Origin of the sequence: Paraburkholderia dioscoreae, from assembly GCF_902459535.1 — a bacterium.
Lineage (GTDB): Bacteria > Pseudomonadota > Gammaproteobacteria > Burkholderiales > Burkholderiaceae > Paraburkholderia > Paraburkholderia dioscoreae.
This window is the reverse complement of the sequence record NZ_LR699553.1, coordinates 999582-1018386: the sequence shown is the minus strand read 5'-3', so window position 1 is coordinate 1018386 and position 18805 is coordinate 999582. Positions and strand designations below refer to the sequence as shown.

14 protein-coding genes are annotated in these 18805 nt (G+C 62.6%); 5 read left to right on the top strand and 9 right to left on the bottom strand.

Features of this window, described 5'->3' with window-relative positions:
* Positions 1–44: 44 nt before the first annotated feature.
* The 4 genes from PDMSB3_RS04580 to PDMSB3_RS04565 form a co-directional block, all read right to left on the bottom strand.
* Positions 45–794 carry a hypothetical protein gene (locus PDMSB3_RS04580; RefSeq protein WP_165185072.1) on the bottom strand — a complete coding sequence of 250 codons (750 nt, stop codon included), beginning with the start codon at positions 792–794 and terminating at the stop codon, positions 45–47.
* A 79-nt stretch (positions 795–873) separates the two neighbouring features.
* A complete protein-coding gene (locus PDMSB3_RS04575) occupies positions 874–1188 on the bottom strand; it encodes a hypothetical protein (protein ID WP_165185069.1) in 315 nt (104 codons plus the stop codon).
* A 158-nt stretch (positions 1189–1346) separates the two neighbouring features.
* A complete protein-coding gene (locus tag PDMSB3_RS04570; protein ID WP_165187363.1) occupies positions 1347–2447 on the bottom strand; it encodes an IS5 family transposase in 1101 nt (366 codons plus the stop codon).
* A gap of 1521 nt (positions 2448–3968) precedes the next feature.
* On the bottom strand, positions 3969–5006 hold the full coding sequence (locus PDMSB3_RS04565) for an IS110 family RNA-guided transposase (protein ID WP_007175844.1): 1038 nt from the start codon (positions 5004–5006) through the stop codon (positions 3969–3971).
* Between the two features lie 160 nt (positions 5007–5166).
* Between PDMSB3_RS04565 and PDMSB3_RS04560 the strand changes: the two genes are divergently transcribed.
* Positions 5167–5631: a hypothetical protein gene (locus PDMSB3_RS04560; protein ID WP_165185066.1), complete on the top strand. Its 465-nt coding sequence runs from the start codon at positions 5167–5169 to the stop codon at positions 5629–5631.
* A gap of 173 nt (positions 5632–5804) precedes the next feature.
* Here PDMSB3_RS04560 and PDMSB3_RS04555 read toward each other — a convergent pair whose 3' ends face one another.
* Genes PDMSB3_RS04555 through hemC form a run of 3 tightly spaced genes read right to left on the bottom strand, consistent with a single transcriptional unit; the run spans position 5805 to position 10014 of the window.
* Positions 5805–6995: a heme biosynthesis protein HemY gene (locus PDMSB3_RS04555; protein WP_007175846.1), complete on the bottom strand. Its 1191-nt coding sequence runs from the start codon at positions 6993–6995 to the stop codon at positions 5805–5807.
* A 2-nt stretch (positions 6996–6997) separates the two neighbouring features.
* Positions 6998–9016 (bottom strand): fused uroporphyrinogen-III synthase HemD/membrane protein HemX, encoded by a 2019-nt coding sequence (hemDX, locus tag PDMSB3_RS04550; RefSeq protein WP_007175847.1) that lies wholly within the window; start codon positions 9014–9016, stop codon positions 6998–7000.
* Positions 9016–10014, bottom strand: coding sequence for a hydroxymethylbilane synthase (gene hemC, locus PDMSB3_RS04545; RefSeq protein WP_007175848.1), 999 nt, complete (start codon positions 10012–10014; stop codon positions 9016–9018). The genes hemDX and hemC overlap by 1 nt, the downstream gene beginning before the upstream one ends.
* 403 nt (positions 10015–10417) lie before the next feature.
* On the opposite strand from hemC, the gene ppc reads away from it, so the two are divergent.
* On the top strand, positions 10418–13612 hold the full coding sequence (gene ppc / locus PDMSB3_RS04540; protein WP_007175849.1) for a phosphoenolpyruvate carboxylase: 3195 nt from the start codon (positions 10418–10420) through the stop codon (positions 13610–13612).
* 45 nt (positions 13613–13657) lie between these two features.
* Here the strand turns inward: ppc and PDMSB3_RS04535 are convergent, their stop codons facing one another.
* Positions 13658–14035 (bottom strand): hypothetical protein, encoded by a 378-nt coding sequence (locus PDMSB3_RS04535; RefSeq protein ID WP_165185063.1) that lies wholly within the window; start codon positions 14033–14035, stop codon positions 13658–13660.
* Between the two features lie 113 nt (positions 14036–14148).
* Positions 14149–14901 (bottom strand): class I SAM-dependent methyltransferase, encoded by a 753-nt coding sequence (locus tag PDMSB3_RS04530; protein ID WP_007175851.1) that lies wholly within the window; start codon positions 14899–14901, stop codon positions 14149–14151.
* A 171-nt stretch (positions 14902–15072) separates the two neighbouring features.
* Here PDMSB3_RS04530 and PDMSB3_RS04525 point away from each other — a divergent pair, with 171 nt between their 5' ends.
* From PDMSB3_RS04525 to PDMSB3_RS04515, 3 genes are all read left to right on the top strand, one after another.
* The gene (locus PDMSB3_RS04525) at positions 15073–15885 is read left to right on the top strand and encodes a helix-turn-helix transcriptional regulator (RefSeq protein WP_165185061.1); all 813 of its coding nucleotides are present in this window, start codon (positions 15073–15075) and stop codon (positions 15883–15885) included.
* 347 nt (positions 15886–16232) lie between these two features.
* Complete coding sequence (gene argH, locus PDMSB3_RS04520; protein WP_007175853.1) at positions 16233–17639, top strand: argininosuccinate lyase; 1407 nt, start codon at positions 16233–16235, stop codon at positions 17637–17639.
* 453 nt (positions 17640–18092) lie between these two features.
* Positions 18093–18554, top strand: coding sequence for an energy transducer TonB family protein (locus PDMSB3_RS04515; RefSeq protein ID WP_232064106.1), 462 nt, complete (start codon positions 18093–18095; stop codon positions 18552–18554).
* Positions 18555–18805 lie beyond the last annotated feature (251 nt).

The window sequence follows — 18805 nt, the reverse complement described above, 5'->3', positions numbered from 1 at the left end:
TCACGGCGTCAATCGCCTTCGTCACCTTACCGGCCAAACCTGCGTTACTTTACGCTTGGCAGTGGCTTACCGCCTATGACTAGCACCCACTGCTCCTCGGGAAAAAAATCCGGCTTGGCTGTATGGGTTTCGTAGGCGATGTGCGCGGCATCTAGGACGCTTGCCAGTAAGGTGGCCTGCTCAGGTACGTGGTTAGCGTCTCTCACGACAATGTGAACTCCGAGAACCCCCGGTTCCAATCCAGGGATCGGAAGCGCGAGATCCGCCGTACAGCCAGCTTGCCGGAAGATTTCGATGAACTCGTTTCCGTACCGTTGCGCTTCATTGTTGGAGTTCGCTGCGGTTACGACCACTCTCCTAACTCGCTGGCACACCTTGTTCGCCTGATTCTGCATCGCTCCCCGCTCTGTGTCTGACAGGCTTCTCGGAGCGACTTTTTCTTCAAGCTGAAGGCGTTCAGCACGTTCTTTTTCAAGCGCGATTTGAAGCTTGAGGTTACTTTGGCGAGTGGTCTCTGCTGAGGCGTTTGCCTGCGCGGCGTCTGCTTTGGCCACTTCGGCCCCCTCGTTCGCCTCCGCCGCCTCTGCCTTAGCGAAGGCGGTCTGTCGTTCATTTTCAACGCGCCGTTGATCGGAATAGAAGTCGCGGATTGAGCCGGCCCGAATCGAAACATACGTCGAAGCGAACACTAAAAAAGCTCCAATAATCAAGAGAATATTCGCGGAGTTGAAAGCACGGTCGGCTAAGTCCGGTGACACTGGGATATAGAGCAGGGTTGGCATTTTCTTCTTCATTTCCTAAGCGGACCTTCGTGGATTTGAGAAATGCCTAGGCAGCATACGCGTGACTGTCGACGAGTAACGTGTCTACCGCTTACACAATTTGCGGAAGTTCCGGGAGGTCGCCCCAATCATTCCAATCAAATGCCTCGTGGGTGGTGCCGGAAGAAGCTTCGCGCTCAAACAATTCGGCTGAAGGTGGGCCTTTATGCTGAGCGGTGACAATCTCGATTATGGCTTGTTCCTTCCACAAAACTCCTAGTTGCGCCTCGAACGGCTCGCGTCCCAAACTGCCCGAGTAGCATCCCATAAATTGGAAGGTACTCCCGAACACGCCATCACCTAAATTTGTACTTCCCACCGGTAAGCTCAGCCCCTCCACGTGTGCAAACACTGGAGAACCTGACATTCCGCGCCTAGCAGGCCGTTGAAATATCCGTCGTTGATGCGCTCAGATGCATTACGACGGATGCCGGGTTTGCACTTTTGAAACGCGGAACACGTTTGCGGGCATTCGGCGTTACTCGCGGGTTCACCATATAGGTGTTATCCATCGCTTCCTGCCCCTCAACCGGCAAGTGTGCGCATACGCGTCAGGTTGTAGCCGACCTGCGTCAGCACGAAGAGCTGGTCTACGCGTTCAAGTCCCCGATACATCGCTTGTCGAATTCGCCCGACTGTCTTGCCCCATCCGAACACCTGCTCAATGCGCTTACGTTTTTGCTGGCTGACCGCGTAGCCCGGCCAGCGCGTAGTTCGCCCGTCAATTGCTGAACCTCCTGGACGCCCATCGTTTTGCGCCACATGCGGCGTCACACGGTTCGCTCGACAACTGGCCACGAAACCGGCGGTGTCGTAGTTCTTGTCCGCGCCGACCGTGATGCCGAGCGGCGCAACGCATGCGGCATCGGCAAGCATCAGCTCGGCCGCGTCGCGCTCGGCGGTGCCCGTCGCCAGCGTCACCTGTGCGTTGACCACCAGGCCATGCCGGTTGTCGGTCAGCACGTGGCCCATATAACAGAGCATCGCTCCGGTTCCTTTGCTCTTGCGAAACAGGCGCGCCTGCTCGTCAGTCGTGGATTGGTGCGTCTCGTTACTGCGCTTCTGTCCGTGCCAGTTGTCATTCGGCGCGGGCGGTTCGTCAGGAGGCGTGTCGTCTTTGTCCGGACTTGCCTTGGGCACAAAGCTCTTGTGCCCGGCCCATGCCTGAATCAACGTGCCGTCGACGCTAAAGTGCTCCCCGGAAAGATATCCGCGCTCGCGCGCGGTCTCGACTGTCTCGTTGAAGAGCAACACCAGCACATCGTGTTCGAGCAACCGGTCGCGGTTCTTGCTGAACGTCGAGTGGTCCCACACGGTCCCGTCCATCGGCAGGCCGACGAACCAGCGGAACAACATGTTGTAGGAAATCTGTTCCACCAGCATGCGCTCGCTACGAATCGAATACAGCACCTGCAGCAAAAGAGCTCGCACCAGCTTCTCCGGTGCGATGCTAGGCCGACCTCCTTTCGCGTCAGCCTCGTACATCCGCGCGAACACATCGTCCATGCGTGTAAGCGCGTCATTGAGCCAGGTGCGAATCGGACGCAACGGATGGTCCTTCGGCACAAAATCATCCAGCTTCAACACCGTGAACATTGACTCGGTAAAACCATCTGGCCCACGCATCCGTTCCATCTCGCTCTCATTGATGACATCAGTTCAACGTTTACGCCTGCGTCCCGGATGACCGCTACTTGAGGTATTTCACCGGCCTGCTAGTCGACGCGTCGATCAAAACCTTCGGCAGTCGGTCAATGTCCGCTTCGGGTTCAGACGCGATGCTCCCGCGCTTCCATATCGGGAGTTTGGCACCGCCCGACAAACCATGCGGATATCCAAGTACAAAAGCGTCAGTGCCCGCACCGACAGCTTGATTCGCAAAAGTTACTCGTTGATCGTTTACACAGATTAATGCGCTTCTCGGAGATGGCGCTCCAATCGGAATGGCGACCACGTCGACCAGCGATCCGTGGGCGGGATGCTCATACCAACAAGGACTACCATCGTCCTCATATAGAGGAAGGTTGAGTTCCTCCCAGAAAAGCACGGCATGCGGAGACGTTATGTCACCTTCGTGATAAATCGGGCAGACAGCAACGAGCCTATTTGGTATCGACGCCAGCGTATTCAGGTTCTTATGCGTAAGTGAGTTCCGCCCCGTTACATTATGCCAATTGGTCACAAGGTACCGTTGATCGTTTCGAGCATAGACGAACGCCGTGCCTGTGGCTAAGCATTGCCGATGAAATCCGAGATACACCTTGACGGAAGTTAGCGTTTGGTTTCGCAATGCCATGAGAAGCGTTATCGGATTTCAGGTCTCTCAATTCTAATTCGTTAAGCCAGAAAATAGTAAGCGTATCGTGTGGGTGCCGCGCCAACTGTACCGGGAATCAGGAACGTTTGGAATTCTGCCGAATAGCCGCTACACCGCCAGGAGCGGTCTTAGCAATGCCGTAGGTTTGAACGACGGCAACGGGTCGACTTCAGTCCTCCGAGTTTTCTAATCGCTGGCACTCGCAAGGCCGGTGTCGAAGGGAGTGTCACGAATAACAAAGACCGGTCAGCTGTACAAAATTGAGTGGTATAGGCAAAGCATCGATCACCCGCCCTACTCGCCCTTATCCCTTCAGCCAATCCCACCATTTAACCGCAAGACTAAATCCGAGATAGGCCCACTCCCTTATAATCACCAAGTCGTCGGGAAACACCCAGCGACCAGGTTTGACAGCCTGTGGCATAAACCGCACACCCGCCCAGGCGGGTCGTGCGACTACCTCTGCACGTCTATATTTCAATGGGCGGGCCTTGGTAGGGGAGCCGCAAGGCTCGCCGGTTTGTTTATGCCCCGGTCTGTCATACATGGACGCCCCCAGTTTGCACAGCCGTCATTCGGTGATCGTTAGCAGATGAAGGATTGCAGCCATACATCCGGACTTGTGAGGACTTGCCTCTGTCCCTGATGGAATGTGCAGATCGGTTTCTCGTTAACCCATCGCGCTCGAAGCGCGTGGCAGACCACAGAATTTTCCCGATCCCGGTCTCACCTGTTTTGCCATCACGTCATGATTGCCCGCGCAATCGCTGGAAGCTACCACCTATTCATTAGTTAGTTATCCTGTATCATCTAATATCCGTGTCCATGTGTCAGACGACCGGTGCTGCGCGCCCATAGTCGGAGCAGAACTCCCGGTGATGTGCGAGTAAGGCCCAGGCGATGCGCGCATTGCGGTTGGCAAGTGCCACGGTTGCGATGTTCGTATGTCGCCGTGCAAGCAGACGACCTAGCCAGCTTGTGGAGGTGCCGTCTTTTTGGCGTACGGCGCTGATCACAGCCCGTGCACCGTGGACAAGCAGGCAGCGCAGATAAGCGTCCCCACGTTTGCCGATGCCGAGCAGCACCTGTTTGCCGCCACTTGAGTGCTGGCGCGGCACCAGACCGATCCATGCCGCTAGTTGCCGGCCGCTTGCAAAGCATCGCGCGTCGCCCACTGATGCGACCAGCGCAGTAGCGGTGATGGGTCCGACGCCGGGAATCTGCGCAAGTCTGCGGCTTGCTTCGTTCTCCCGATGCCAGGTCTTTATTTGCGCTTCGAGCAGTTGCACCTGGTGGTCCAACTCCCGCAGATAGTCGAGCTGACGCATGACCAGTTGCCGGAATACGCCCGGCAGTTCGTTACTGGCGTCTTCCAGAAGATCAGGGACATCCTGATGTAGATGATGAATACCTTGCGGCACAACCAGACCGTATTCTGCGAGCAGACTGCGGATCTGGTTGGCGTGGGCGGTACGCGCGGTAACAAATCCTTGCCGGACCCGGTGCAGTGCCAGTATCGCCTGCTGCTCGACGCTTTTGACGGGTACGAACCGCATGTTCGGTCGCGAGACGGCTTCACAGATTGCCTCTGCATCCGCGGCATCATTCTTGTTGCTCTTCACGTAAGGTTTGACGAACTGTGGCGCAATGAGCTTCACCGTATGCCCATACGCCTGCAGCTTTCTCGCCCAGAAGTGTGCACCGCAACAGGCTTCCATGCCGACAAGGCAGGGTTCCAGCGTGGCGAAGAATGGCAGCACCTGAATGCGTTTTAGCTGCTTCCTTAAGACGGGGACGCCGCGCGGGTCGACGCCGTGGACCTGAAAAACGTTCTTGGCAAGGTCAAGGCCAATGGTCGCGATCTTCATGATGCTCTCCTTCGCGCTAACGTTTGAGACCCTTACTTTGGCATATCCGTACCGCAGGAGAGGGGGCGTCCATTCCATTAACCCTACTTCGTGCCCGCTCACCCCTCCCCCCAAAGAAGCGTGTCCGGGCGATCCACCCCACCAATAAGGAGATCGCACCATGACCAGGCCCGTCAAAACTCAACCGGCTTCGCGTCCGCCCGTCGACGCACTCCAGTACGAAAAGCTTGCCCTTTCCGCGTTCGATTTATGCGACCGGCAGCTGGGTCAACTGGACACGTTGATCACACTGGCGTCATCGATAGTTAGAAATCCTGCGATTACCCACGACGAAAGAAAGCGTCGTCAGACTCTGCTCGAATTGCTGGTGGACACGGCCGAGCAGTATCAGCAGGATCTCGAATACGACCGCGAGTTGTTCCAGGTGATTGCACTCGACGCGAAGGGCGTCGCGCGCAGCCGCCTCACGGCGCAGCATGCGACGAACTTGCTGACTAAAGCGTCGCAGCGAGCAGAGGCGTCCATCGAAGCAACAAAAGCGTCGCCCCGCAAAAAGCCCTCCACGAAAACCGCGATCGAATCGCCGTCCGTGACCGTGCAACAGCCGTCCACCGCGCCGCACTAAGACCACACCAAGCGATCAAATCGAGCCTCGCCTAACAGGCAACCGCCAGCACAAAAACAAATGGCCGCAGCATCCGCTGCGGCCATCAACCCATCAACTCACGAACTAAAAAACCAGCCGTCCCAAGCTCTCAAAGCAGCGCACCAAGAACCCGCACGCCGCCCCAAAAACCCTCAAACAATATTCATCGCCAACGCACTCTCGCGATAATGCTGGCTCGCCTTCTCCGTATCGCCGAGCTGTTCATGCAACCGCGCCAACGCGCGATGCGAGCGAATCTTCAGCGTCTCGTTGTCCGCGAGTTTCAGCGCGCGTTCGAGGAACGATTGCGCCTTGCCCCACAGTTGCTGATGCAGACACAAGCGGCCCAGCGCGAACATCAGGTCCGCATCTTCCGGACGATCCTTCTGCCACGCTTCGGCCTTCTGAATCAGCGGCAACGCGTCGCCGCCCGCCGTATCCGGATAGCGGCGCAGCAAACGCGCGTCCCAGTTTTGCGCCAGCGCTTCCTCGACGATCTTGCGCGCTTCCTGCGGACGGTTCAGCGCCACCAGCAACTCGGCGGCGAGATCCGCGAGACGCGGCGAATGGCGTTCCGTGGCCGACAGCGAATTCCACAACTCCAGCAGCGCGTCGGCATTGTGGCGCCGGTCACGCAACAGGTTTTCCGCCGCGATCTGACGCAAACGCACCGCCACGGCCGGATGAATCGCTTCGCGTTTTTCCAGCGTCTTGACGAGCTTGAGCACCTCGCCCCAGTTCTTCAACTGCTGTTGCGCGCGCAACGTGATCTGCTGCGCGTGAATCCGCCGCGCGCCCTGCGACTGCATTTCGGTCAGCGCGGTCAGCGCGCCGTCCGCGTCGCGGCCATCCGCGCGCATGTCGGCGGTGGCCATCAGGCGAGCGTCCTGCCAGTCGGCTTCGTTGATCTGCGCGAGCCATTCGTCGCGCCGCGCATATTCATGCATGCGATGCGCGGCCGTGGCCGCGATCAAACCGGCCGCGCCCTTGTTGTCGCCATTCGCGAGCGCGTCTTTGGCCGCCTTTTCCGCGCGCGAAAAACGCCCCGCATACAGGTTGCCGATCGCATCACGCAGCGCGGCATGCGCTTTCGCGACACGCGAACGCGCGCGATACGCGGCCACGCGTTGCGGCATGCGCCAGATATTGCGGAAGATGCGCAGCAGCGCGTATAGCAGAATGAACAGCACCACCAGCCCGACCACGAACAGATTCAACGACATGTCCACGCGGTACGGCGGATAGATCAACAGCACCTGGCCCATGTCGAAGCGTCCCACCACCGCCAGCACCACCGCGATGACGAACAGCAACGCGAGCCATAGAAGTCCCCGGATCGCCATGATTAACCCCGGCTCCGGTATTGATTGACGGCCTGCAGGCTCGTGTTCAGATTCGGCAGCTCAACCGCGGCCGAGCCCGCCTGCACCTGCTTGACGAGATCGCTCACGGTCTGCGTTTTCTTCGACGAGTTGTCGAAGTAACGCGTGAGCGCATTCTGTGCCGCCAGCAGGTCGGACTTCAGCGTGGTCTCGTTGCGCGAGAGCAAGGCAAGACGCGCGGACAGCAAGCGCAGCTTGAGATTCTCGCGCACGAAGTAGCCCTGATCGGGCGTGACCAGCATCGCGTCGGCATTGTCGATACGGCGCACCTGCACGAGGCTCGTCAACTGCTGGCCGATGCCGGTGCTCACCTCGCGCCACCACACCTTCCAACGCGGCTCGCCGGTGGCCGCGGCCACCTTGGCCGTATCGGCCCACGTCGCGGCGTGCGGCGTGGCATGGGCGATCGGGGCTTCGCCCGAGAGCGGCAGGTCGTCCACCTGGTCAATCGCGTTGTCGAGCTTGATGGCCATGCCCGTGAGGTCGGTGGAAGGCGCGGCCTTCAATTTGTCGATGTCCTGCGCGATAGCCTTGCGCACTGCGATCGCCTGCGGGCTGTCCGACGCGGCGAGGCGCGTGTCGGCGCTTTGCAGCGCGAACAGCGCGAGCTGCGTATTGCCGGTGAGCTGCAACTGCTGGCTGGCGGCGGAGAGCATCTGGCCGACTTCGGCGAGCGTCCAGTCGTCGCGATTGCGCGCAAGATCCGCGTATTGCTGTTGCAACGCCTGCTGCGCGGTTTGCGCATCGGCGAGCTTGCCTTCGAGTTGCGCGACCTGCGAGTCCGACTGATGCACGGTGGCGAGCGCCTGCTCCGTCTTGATGCGCAGCTCGTTGGTCTGCGTGTCGTTGGCCTGCTGGCGCTGCACCAGTTGCTGCTCGGTGCGCTCCACCTTGCGATTGAGCGCATAGCCGCCCACGCCCGCGGCACAAGCAATGATCACGACGACAAACCACAGCAGCGGTCCGCTCGCGCTATGGCGCTTTTGCGCTTCGTAGGGCGTGAAGGGTGGATTCGGCGGCAACGCAGTGGTCGCGGCAGGCTGGGGTGAAGCGTTCGTGGATGCGTTCGTTTCAGTCATGCGTGATTTAGCCGGTGAATGAGCCGGGTTGGACGGTACCGGTTGAACTACGGTCGGGACGGCGGCAAGCAGGGTGCGGACAATGCGCTCGTCGCCCGCGCCGGACACCGTAATGCTATCAAAACCCAATGCCCGCGCGGTCTGCGCGATCCGGGGATGCGGCGTGACGAGCGCGGCGCGTTTGAGTTGAGAGATTTCGTCGGCGGTGAGGTGGTCTTGCGCCAGTTCGTGCAGATTGCGCACGCCTTCGGAACTGGTGAGCAGCCACGCGTGCGGCACGCCCGCGAGCAATTCGTGCACACGCGCCCAGCCGCCTATCGACGGTTCCGGCACGAGGCGCCGGTACGCCGCGACGGTCTCGACTTCGGCGCCGGCTTCGCGCAGACGCTCGGCCAGCCACTCGCGGCCGCCGTCGCCGCGCACGATCAGCACCCGCTTGCCTTCCAGGTTCGTCGCTCCGAGCGCCGTGTCGATCGCCGCGAAGAGGCCTTCGGAATCGAAGCGCGCGGTTTCTTCGTCGGTGCCGGACGGCGGGCTGATCACGTTGTATGCCGGCGAGGTCACGCCGTGACGCGCCAGCGCCTGCACGCTACCCGGCCCGACCACGCCGATCGGCAGCGCATGCGGCCAGATCGTATCGCTGCGGGCGAAGGCGTAATCGACGGCATTCGGCGACACGAACACGACGAGCGCATAGCGTTCGAGCGAACTCAACGCCGCGCGCAATGGAGCCTCGTCCGCGACGGGCGCGACGTCGATCAGCGGAAAGTCGAGCGTGGCGATGCCTGCGGCGGCGAGTCGTGCGATCAGTTCGTTTGACTGACCGGCCGGTCGCGTAATCACGACCGTGAACGCCGCCTTGTCGACGGATGGGGATGCGTTGCCGGGGATATCGGCCGCCATCAGTCGCCTGTCACCGCGCTGTCCGCCGCAGCCGCACCGTTGGCGGCGCCGAGTGCGCGAACGATCTCCATCGCGCCTTGCTGCTCGAGCGCGCTCGCGACTTCCTGGCCGAGCGCGATAGCCTGCTCGACGCTGGTTGCGGGCGCCGACGCCTGCGCGCTCAGCACCCGCTGGCCGTCCGGCGTCGCCACGATGCCGCGCAGATGCAGCGCGCCGTCATGCCATGTGGCATAGGCGGCGAGCGGCACTTCGCAACTGCCGCCGAGCGCGCGCGAGACCATGCGCTCCGCTTCGACGGCGGCGGCCGTATGCTCGTGATGCAGCGGCGCGAGCCATGCCGCGAGGTCCGCACGGTCGGCGCGAATCTCGATGCCGAGCGCGCCTTGCCCCGCTGCGGGCAGGCTGTCTTCGGGATCGAGCAACGCGCGGATACGCTCGCCGAGACCCAGGCGCTTCAGACCGGCCGCCGCCAGAATGATCGCCGCGTAATCGCCGCGATCGAGCTTGGCGAGGCGCGTGTCCAGATTGCCGCGCAAAGGCCGCACTTCGAGATGCGGATAGCGCATGCGCAGCATGGCTTCGCGGCGCAGGCTGGAGGTGCCGACCACAGCGCCTTCCGGCAACGCGGCAAGCGAGTCGTACGTATTGGAGACCAGCGCGTCGCGCGGATCTTCGCGTTCCATGATGGTGGATAGCGCAAAGCCTTCGGGCAATGCCATCGGCACGTCTTTGAGCGAATGCACGGCGAGATCGGCGCGGCCGTCGGCAAGCGCGGCTTCCAGTTCCTTGACGAAGAGGCCCTTGCCGCCGACCTTCGACAAAGTGCGATCGAGAATTTGATCGCCACGTGTTGTCATTCCGAGGATTTTTACGTCACAAGATGGATATAATTTGTGCAGCGCACATCGCACATGCTCCGCTTGCCACATGGCCAGGCGGCTCTCTCGCGACGCAATCACAAGCGTGTGGGGTGGCGTGGAAAACGTCTCGGTGTTCATTAGCTTGCTGATCGAATGACGGGATGTAATAACAATCAATGTTAGCACGCGCCCTTGCGTCTCAAGACGCGGCGGGGTGCCGTGCTGAAGCGGTATCGATGGAGGAGACGGGCTTCGCGCGGCGCGCGCCGGCCCCATCCCTGCCTGTCCACGCACGGTCGTTCGCGCACCGGGCTGCGGCATGCGGGATGATGCGATGCGGTGCAATGTGCCGCAAGCGCCTCAGGTGCGCGTCGTGCAAACGCACGGCACCATGAAGGCGCGCAGTCTCTCTCAGGCGTATCGCCATCGGCGCATACCGTTTCGCGCAGTTCACTTTGCTGTTCACGTTGCAGTTCATAGTGCAGTCCCGCAGTAGCAGTTCATCACTCAACAGACCCTGGCTTCCCTGAGGAAACCCATCGTGACGTCTTCCGGACCGGCGCGCCCTGCCCGCCGCAACACTGCATCGCCCAACGCTCAAGCGGCCGACGCCGCCAAGCCCGCCGCCTCCGCCACGGCCGCTGCTGTGCCGACATCGGCCAAACGCACCGGCAAACCCGCTCAGGCTGCTCATGCCGCCAAAGCCGGCAAGGCCGCCAAAACCTCCACGCCCGTCAAGACGGACAAGGCTGTGAAGGCAGTCAAATCGGATAAGACGACGCAAGCCACAGCCACGGCCCAGGCGCAAAAACCGGCCAAGGCCGGCTCCTCGAAGATCAAGATCGTTGCCGCCGCACCGCAGGCGGCGAACGCGTCCGCGCTGCAGGCCGCATCGGCGCAAGCGCCCGCGCCGAAAGCCAATGGCCGCACGCGCGAGGACAAGGACCATCCGCTGTTCCAGGACATCCGTTATCTGGGACGCCTGCTCGGCGACGTGCTGCGCGAGCAGGAAGGCGACGCGGTGTTCGACGTGGTCGAAACGATCCGTCAGACGGCCGTGCGCTTTCGCCGCGAAGACGATAGCGCCGCCGCGCAGACGCTCGACAAGAAACTGCGCTCGCTGAGCCCGGAACAGACGGTCAGCGTGGTGCGCGCCTTCAGCTATTTTTCGCATCTCGCGAACATTGCGGAAGACCGCCACCGCAATCGCCGTCACCGGATTCACGAACTGGCCGGCTCGACCTCGCAACCGGGCACGATTGCCCATTCGCTCGAACGGCTCGTCGAAGCGGGCGCCGCCGCCACGCCGGTCCTGCAGCAGTTCTTCAACAACGCGCTGATCGTGCCCGTGCTCACCGCCCACCCGACCGAAGTCCAGCGCAAGAGCATTCTCGACGCGCAGCACGACGTCGCGCGCCTGCTCGCGGAACGCGACCAGCCGTTGACCGACCGCGAACGCGCGCACAACGAAGCGATGCTGCGCGCCCGCGTCACGTCGCTGTGGCAAACGCGCATGCTGCGCGATTCGCGTCTCAGCGTGGCCGACGAAATCGAAAACGCGCTGTCGTACTACCGCGCCACCTTCCTCGAAGAAATCCCGGCGCTCTACGCCGATATCGAAGAAGCGCTCGCCGAGCACGGCCTCGAAGCACGCCTGCCGCCGTTCTTCCAGATGGGCAGTTGGATCGGCGGCGACCGCGACGGCAATCCGAATGTCACGGCCGAAACCCTCGAGAACGCTATCACCCGTCAGGCCGCGGTGATCTTCGAGCATTACATGGAGCAGGTGCACAAGCTCGGCGCCGAGTTGTCGGTGTCGAACCTGCTGGCCGGTGCCAGCGACGCCTTGAAGGAACTGGCGGCCGCTTCGCCCGACCAGTCGCCGCATCGCACGGACGAGCCGTATCGCCGCGCGTTGATCGGCATGTACACGCGGCTCGCGGCAAGCGCGCGCGTGCGCCTCGGCGAAGGCAGCGTGCCGGTGCGCAGCGCGGGCCGCGGCGCGGCGCCGGTGCGCGCCAAGCCGTATGCCGACTCCGCCGAATTCGTGCGCGACCTGCACGTGCTGATCGATTCGCTCGCCGAGCATCACGGCGCGCCGCTCGCCGCACCGCGTCTGTCGCCGCTCGCACGTGCCGCCGAAGTGTTCGGCTTCCACCTGGCGAGCATCGACTTGCGCCAGAGCTCGGACATTCACGAGGCGGTGATCACCGAACTGCTCAGGCGTGCAGGCGTCGAAGAAAACTATGCGGAGCTCCCCGAAACGGACAAGCTCAACGTGCTGCTCTCGGAACTGGCGCAGCCGCGTCCGTTGCGTCTGCCGTTCGCGGAGTATTCGGACCTCGTGAAGAGCGAGCTCGGCGTGCTCGAAGAAGCCCGCGTCACGCGCGAGAAGTTCGGCGCGCGCGCGGTGCGCAACTACATCATCTCGCACACGGAGACCGTGAGCGATCTGGTCGAAGTGATGTTGCTGCAAAAGGAAACCGGCCTGCTGCGCGGTTGCCTCGGCAATGCGAACGATCCGGCCCAGGCCGGCCTGATGGTGATTCCGCTGTTCGAAACGATTCCCGACTTGCGCAATGCACCGCACATCATGCGCGATCTGATTGCGCTGCCGGGCGTGGACGCGCTGATCGAACACCAGGGCAACGAGCAGGAAGTCATGCTCGGCTATTCGGACAGCAACAAGGACGGCGGCTTCCTCACGTCGAACTGGGAGTTGTACCGCGCCGAACTGGCGCTGGTGTCGCTGTTCAACGAACGCGGCGTGACGCTGCGTCTGTTTCATGGACGCGGAGGCACGGTCGGCCGTGGCGGCGGTCCGACCTATCAGGCGATTCTGTCGCAGCCGCCGGGCACCGTGGACGGCCAGATCCGCTTGACCGAGCAAGGCGAAGTGATTGCGAGCAAGTTCGGCAATCCGGAAATCGGCCGGCGCAATCTGGAAACGGTGGTCGCCGCGACGCTCGAAGCGTCGTTGCTGCCGCACGGCATCGCCCCAGCGCAACTGCCCGCGTTCGAAGAAACGATGCAGCAGTTGTCCGACGCGGCAATGGCGTCGTATCGCGCGCTGGTCTATGAAACGCCCGGCTTCAAGGAGTATTTCTTCGAGTCGACGCCAATTGCGGAGATCGCCGAATTGAACATCGGCAGCCGTCCGGCTTCGCGCAAACTGCAGGATCCGAAGCAACGCAAGATCGAAGATCTGCGCGCGATTCCATGGGGTTTCTCGTGGGGCCAATGCCGTTTGCTGCTGACCGGCTGGTACGGATTCGGCAGCGCGGTGGCCGCGCATCTGGACAGCGCGCCGAGCGACGCCGAACGCAAGAGCCGTCTCGCGCTGCTGAAAAAAATGCACAAGACGTGGCCGTTCTTCGCGAACCTGCTGTCGAACATGGACATGGTGCTGGCCAAGACCGACCTCGCGGTCGCTTCGCGCTACGCCGCGCTCGTGTCCGACAAGAAGCTGCGTAAGCACGTGTTCGAGCGGATCGTCGCGGAATGGGAGCGCACGTCGAAGGTGCTGTCGGAGATTACGGGCAAGAGCGAGCGGCTTGCTGAGAACCCGCTGCTCGCACGTTCGATCAAGAATCGCTTCCCGTATCTCGATCCGCTGAATCACTTGCAGGTGGAGTTGCTCAAGCGTCACCGCGCGGGCGACACCAATGCGCGCGTGCGGCGCGGGATTCATTTGAGCATCAATGGGATTGCGGCGGGCTTGCGTAATACAGGTTAAGCCGCTGCACGCCAGGGTTGGGCCGAAATTGAAGCCGGTCGCGGATTATTTCGCCGTGACCGGCTTCGGCATTTCTCGTGGCGCAATATTGAACCTGATTTCGGGGTTGTCACGCGTGCGCCTTGCCTGGTCGTATGCCTCCAGGTCCGCCGCAAATCGCCGCTCGAAGTTCCCGCGCGCTTCCTGCGCCGACGTCACCGCCGAACTCCCCTCTGTAATGCCGGGCGGTCTGAAACCGTACTGCGCGTGCCGCGGATCCGAGGAAACACCATACGGCACGCCACCGGGATAAGAGGCAATCGCGCGCGGCAGTGTCGTGCCATTACGGCTATAGAATTCCTGATTGGTTTCAGCCACGGTGCACGGCGACAACGTTGCCACGGAAAGGCCAACAAAGGCGGTGCTAACGGTTCGTTTCAGCATGGCGACAGCTCCAAATTGCTAAGCAATCCAGAGCATATCACGGCGTTTCCGTGCACTTATTTTGGGATGTTCGGTTGAACGCATCACTTGACTTAACGTTGTCAGGACACACCTCAAGCCGCTTCGATCATCAACGCGTCGAGCTTGAACGAGCCGTCTTCCTGCACGTCGAAATATTGACGGACTTCATCCGGCGCGGACGCCCACATCGAACGAATCGCCACCACGCGCGGTTCCGGCGTGCGCATGCGCGCCACCCACGAGCTGAACTCGATATCGATGCGCCAACGCTCGTGAATCGCGGCTTTGAACCCAGCCGCCGCGAACAATGCGAGCCACTCGTCGGCGCGGTAATCGCGGATATGCGAGGCATCGCGCAACAACTCGATGGCCTGGATATGCGTGTCGAGCAGCGGATGATCGCTGCCGGCAATATCGATGAACAACACTTTGCCGCCCGGCTTCAGCACGCGCCGCACTTCGGCGAGCGCGAGCGGCACGTCGTGCCAGTGATGCGCGCTCATCCGGCTGATGACCCAATCGAATGAATGGTCGGAGAACGGCAGCACTTCGGCCGCGCCCTGTTGCGTGCGAATGTTGGCGAGACCACGCTCCTTCGCTGCGCCTTCCACGGTCGCCAGCATTTGCGGCGCGATGTCGTAGGCCACCACCTCTTTCGCGTGCGGCGCGACTGCGAAACTCGCGTGACCCGCGCCGCACCCCATATCGAGCACCGTCGCAATCGGCGTCGCCGCGATCGCTTCGGCCAGCGTCCGCAGATCGGCGCCGGCGGCATGCGTCGGGCTCGTCAAATAGGCGGCGGCGGTCGAGCCGAAGGCGTCGGCGACCTGATCGTGATGCTTCATGGGAGGCTCCGGTTAGGTGTGTCGGGTAGCGCTGGCGGACGTCGTGCCCTTTCAGCCGCTACGAGCCGCTACAATAGAGCCCGCCGTGTACCAGTACAAGTTAAGCAATTATTCTGGTATCTCTATTACCTGCCTGCGCTTCGTCGCCCCATCACCCACCGCCCGCTCAGAATGACCACGCCGTCTTCCGCCGACCACCCGCCGCCGCTCGACGCCACCCCGGCCCGCGCGCTCGGCGACTTCATCCGCGCTCACCGCGAACGGCTTTCGCCGCAAGCGGTCGGCCTGCCGCCCGGTCCGCGCCGCCGCACGCCCGGATTGCGGCGCGAGGAAGTCGCGCAACTGTGCGGCGTGAGTCCGACCTGGTACACGTGGATCGAACAGGGGCGCCCGGTTTCCGCGTCCGCCGAGGCGCTCGCGCGCATCGCGGTCGCGTTGCAGCTGTCGCGCGCGGAGCGGGCCTATCTGTTCGAGCTGGCCGCCCAGCGCGACCCGGCGGAGCCCGACCCGGCCGCCGCCGACGCGCCCGCCACCCTGCTGGAAACCGTGCAACTCGTGAACGCGCCGGCTTACGTGCTCGACCGCCAGTGGAATGCGCTGGCGTGGAACGCGCGTGCCGCCGACCTGTTCGTCGGCTGGCTGGACGGCGCGCACGACCGCAATCTGCTGCGCTACACGTTTACCGAGCTAGCCGCGCGTGAGCTGATCGTCGATTGGGAAACGCGCGCGCGGCGGCTCGCCGCCGAATTCCGCGCCGACTCGATCCGCCATCTGAACGACGCGCCCACACGCGCGCTGATCGACTCGCTCACTACGGCGAGCGACGCGTTCGCGCGCTTCTGGGCGTCGCAGGACGTGGGCGGCCGCGAAGGCGGACGGCGCGAATTCAACCATCCGCGCGAGGGCCGCATCGTGTACGACCAGATCACGTTCAAACCCGCGCATCGCGAGGATTTGAAGCTGGTTGTGCTGGTGCGCGAGTAGGCGATGAATGGGTGGTCAGGGGCGGTTAGCGCGTCCCCAGGGAAAGCCGCTTTTGCGTTGCCGTGCCCGTGGCCAGCGGGCGCGCCGCGCAGCGACTCGGCAACACGTCACACGAACCCGCCTGGCCCGACCTCCCGGACGCGGCAACGCCGCCTCACCTCGCGCGCTCAGACCGCTGTGGGCCGTCCTCTGGACACCACCATATGGCGCACCGCGGCTTCAAGCCTCCCCGCCGGTGTTAAAATCCCTGTCTTTCTTCGCTTCGGCGGCTGCTTTTGCACGGTATGTGCATGCGCGTCGTCAGCCTCCCCACCGCTCGCTCAACTGCCGCTTAACTGCCCAACACCATGACGTCCCAACTGCACAAAAAAGGCGAAGCCTGGTCGGCTCGCTTCTCGGAGCCGATGTCGGAGCTCGTCAAACGCTACACGTCGTCGGTTTTCTTCGACAAGCGTCTGGCGCTCGTCGATATCGAAGGGTCGCTCGCGCACGCCTCCATGCTGGCCGCGCAGAAGATCATCGCCGCCGACGACCTCGCCGCGATCCAACGCGGCATGGCGCAGATCAAGGGTGAAATCGAGCGCGGGGAGTTCGAGTGGCAACTCGATCTGGAAGACGTCCACCTGAATATCGAAGCGCGCCTGACCGCGCTGATCGGCGACGCCGGCAAGCGCCTGCACACCGGCCGCTCGCGCAACGACCAGGTCGCAACGGATATCCGCTTGTGGCTGCGCGGCGAGATCGACCGGATCGGCGGCTTGCTTACGGAACTGCGCACGGCCCTGCTCGACATGGCGGAGAAGAACGCCTCGACCATCATGCCGGGCTTTACGCACCTGCAAGTGGCGCAGCCGGTCACGTTCGGCCATCACCTGCTGGCTTACGTCGAAATGTTTTCGCGCGACGCCGAGCGCATGATCGACTGCCGCAAGCGCGTGAACCGTCTGCCGCTCGGCGCGGCCGCGCTCGCCGGCACCAGCTATCCGATCGACCGCTACGCGGTGGCGAAGACGCTGGGCTTCGACGGCATCTGCGCAAACTCGCTGGACGCGGTGTCCGACCGCGACTTCGCGATCGAATTCACGGCGGCGTCGGCACTCGTCATGACGCACATCTCGCGCTTCTCCGAAGAACTCGTGTTGTGGATGAGCCCGCGCGTCGGCTTTATCGATCTGGCCGACCGCTTCTGCACCGGCTCGTCGATCATGCCGCAGAAGAAGAACCCAGACGTGCCCGAACTCGCGCGCGGCAAGACCGGCCGCGTGAACGGCCATCTGATCGCGCTGCTCACGCTGATGAAAGGCCAGCCGCTCGCGTACAACAAAGACAATCAGGAGGACAAGGAGCCGCTGTTCGATACCGTCGATACGGTTGCGGATACGCTGCGCATCTTCGCTGAAATGGTCACCGGTATTTCGGTGAAGCCGCAAGCCATGCGCGATGCTGCGTTGCAAGGCTTCTCCACGGCAACGGATCTGGCCGACTACCTCGTCAAGCGCGGTCTGCCGTTCCGCGACGCGCACGAAGCAGTGGCGCTCGCCGTGCGCGTGTGCGCGGATCGCGGCTGCGATCTGGCGGATCTCACGCTCGCAGAAATGCGCACGGAACTGCCGAACGTCGCGCATCTGATCGGCGAGGACGTGTTCTCGTATCTGACGCTGGAAGGCTCGGTGGCGAGCCGCAACCATCCGGGCGGCACGGCGCCGGAGCAGGTGCTCGCCGCGGTGAAGGCGGCACGCGAAGCGTTGAAGTAAGGGGGCGGCGTGCGATGAGGCGGCATTGCAAGCTCATCGCGTGCGCCTGGCTTGCTTGGTGTTTGCGGCCTCGCAGCCTTGCAAACAGAAAGGCGAACTCGTTATCGGGTTCGCCTTTTGTTTTTTGCGCCGCAGCGGCTCGCATGGAACGCGCTGCGCAAAAGAAAAAGCCCGCACGAAGCGGGCAAAATGAAAGACTTCCACCGATGCCTCTCGTAAGAGGCCATCAAAGTGTAGGCGTGTTTCGGCCGCACACCAATCCGGCCATATTTCAGCCTATTACAAGGGTCAAGCCACAAACCACGGGCGAACGCCAATTGCTTCCTGGCGCTTTTTGACTACCATCGAGTTAGACCCTGTCCCGTGTTTTCTCCGACGATGCTCAAGCGCACACGTCACCTTCTCTGCCTCACCGCACGCCGTGCGTCAGGCCTGCGTGTCCGGCCGGCTCCCATGCGCGGCATGCTGCTCGCCGTGGCGCTGGGCATCGCCGTAGCCGGCTGCACGATCACGCCGCCGCCGCGTCCGGTCGTCTCGACGCCCGCGGCCGCCATCAACAGCGCGGCGCTCGACCAGTACCGCGATGCGGTGGCCCGACGCATCATCGAACGCAATCCGTCTTATGTGTTGCGCGGCACGCCGCAAGCCATGCTGCGCTCGCTGGTGGTGGTGTCGTTCACGGTGGATCGTAACGGGCGCGTAGTGGAGTCGTCGGTGTACCGCACTAACGGCGACGACGAAGCCGAAAGCACCGCGCTCGCCACCTTGCGCCGTGCCGCGCCACTGCCGCAACCGCCCGGCAGATTGCTGAACGGCCGTGGCCAGCTGGAGCTGTTCGAAGACTGGCTCTTCAACGACGACGGCAAATTCCAGCTCCGCGAGCTCGCCTCACCGCAGGCGCAAAACATCGATTGAACGCGCGCTCGCCTCGCCCGAGGCAAGCGGCGAACCCGGCCGCCTTGCTGCGCCACAGCCGTGCTCGCTATAATTTTCCGATTCCCCGCGCCGGAGCCTTCCGGCATGGCTCACGCCGCCCGCTCACCCGCCGGCGCGGCAAGAGCCCGATTGCAGCGCCGCTGCGCCATCCGCGAGCGCCGCCTGCTTGATGGGCGATGCGCGCGCTTGCCCTGATCGCCAACGTTCAGCGCCTTCGCGCGGCATTCGCC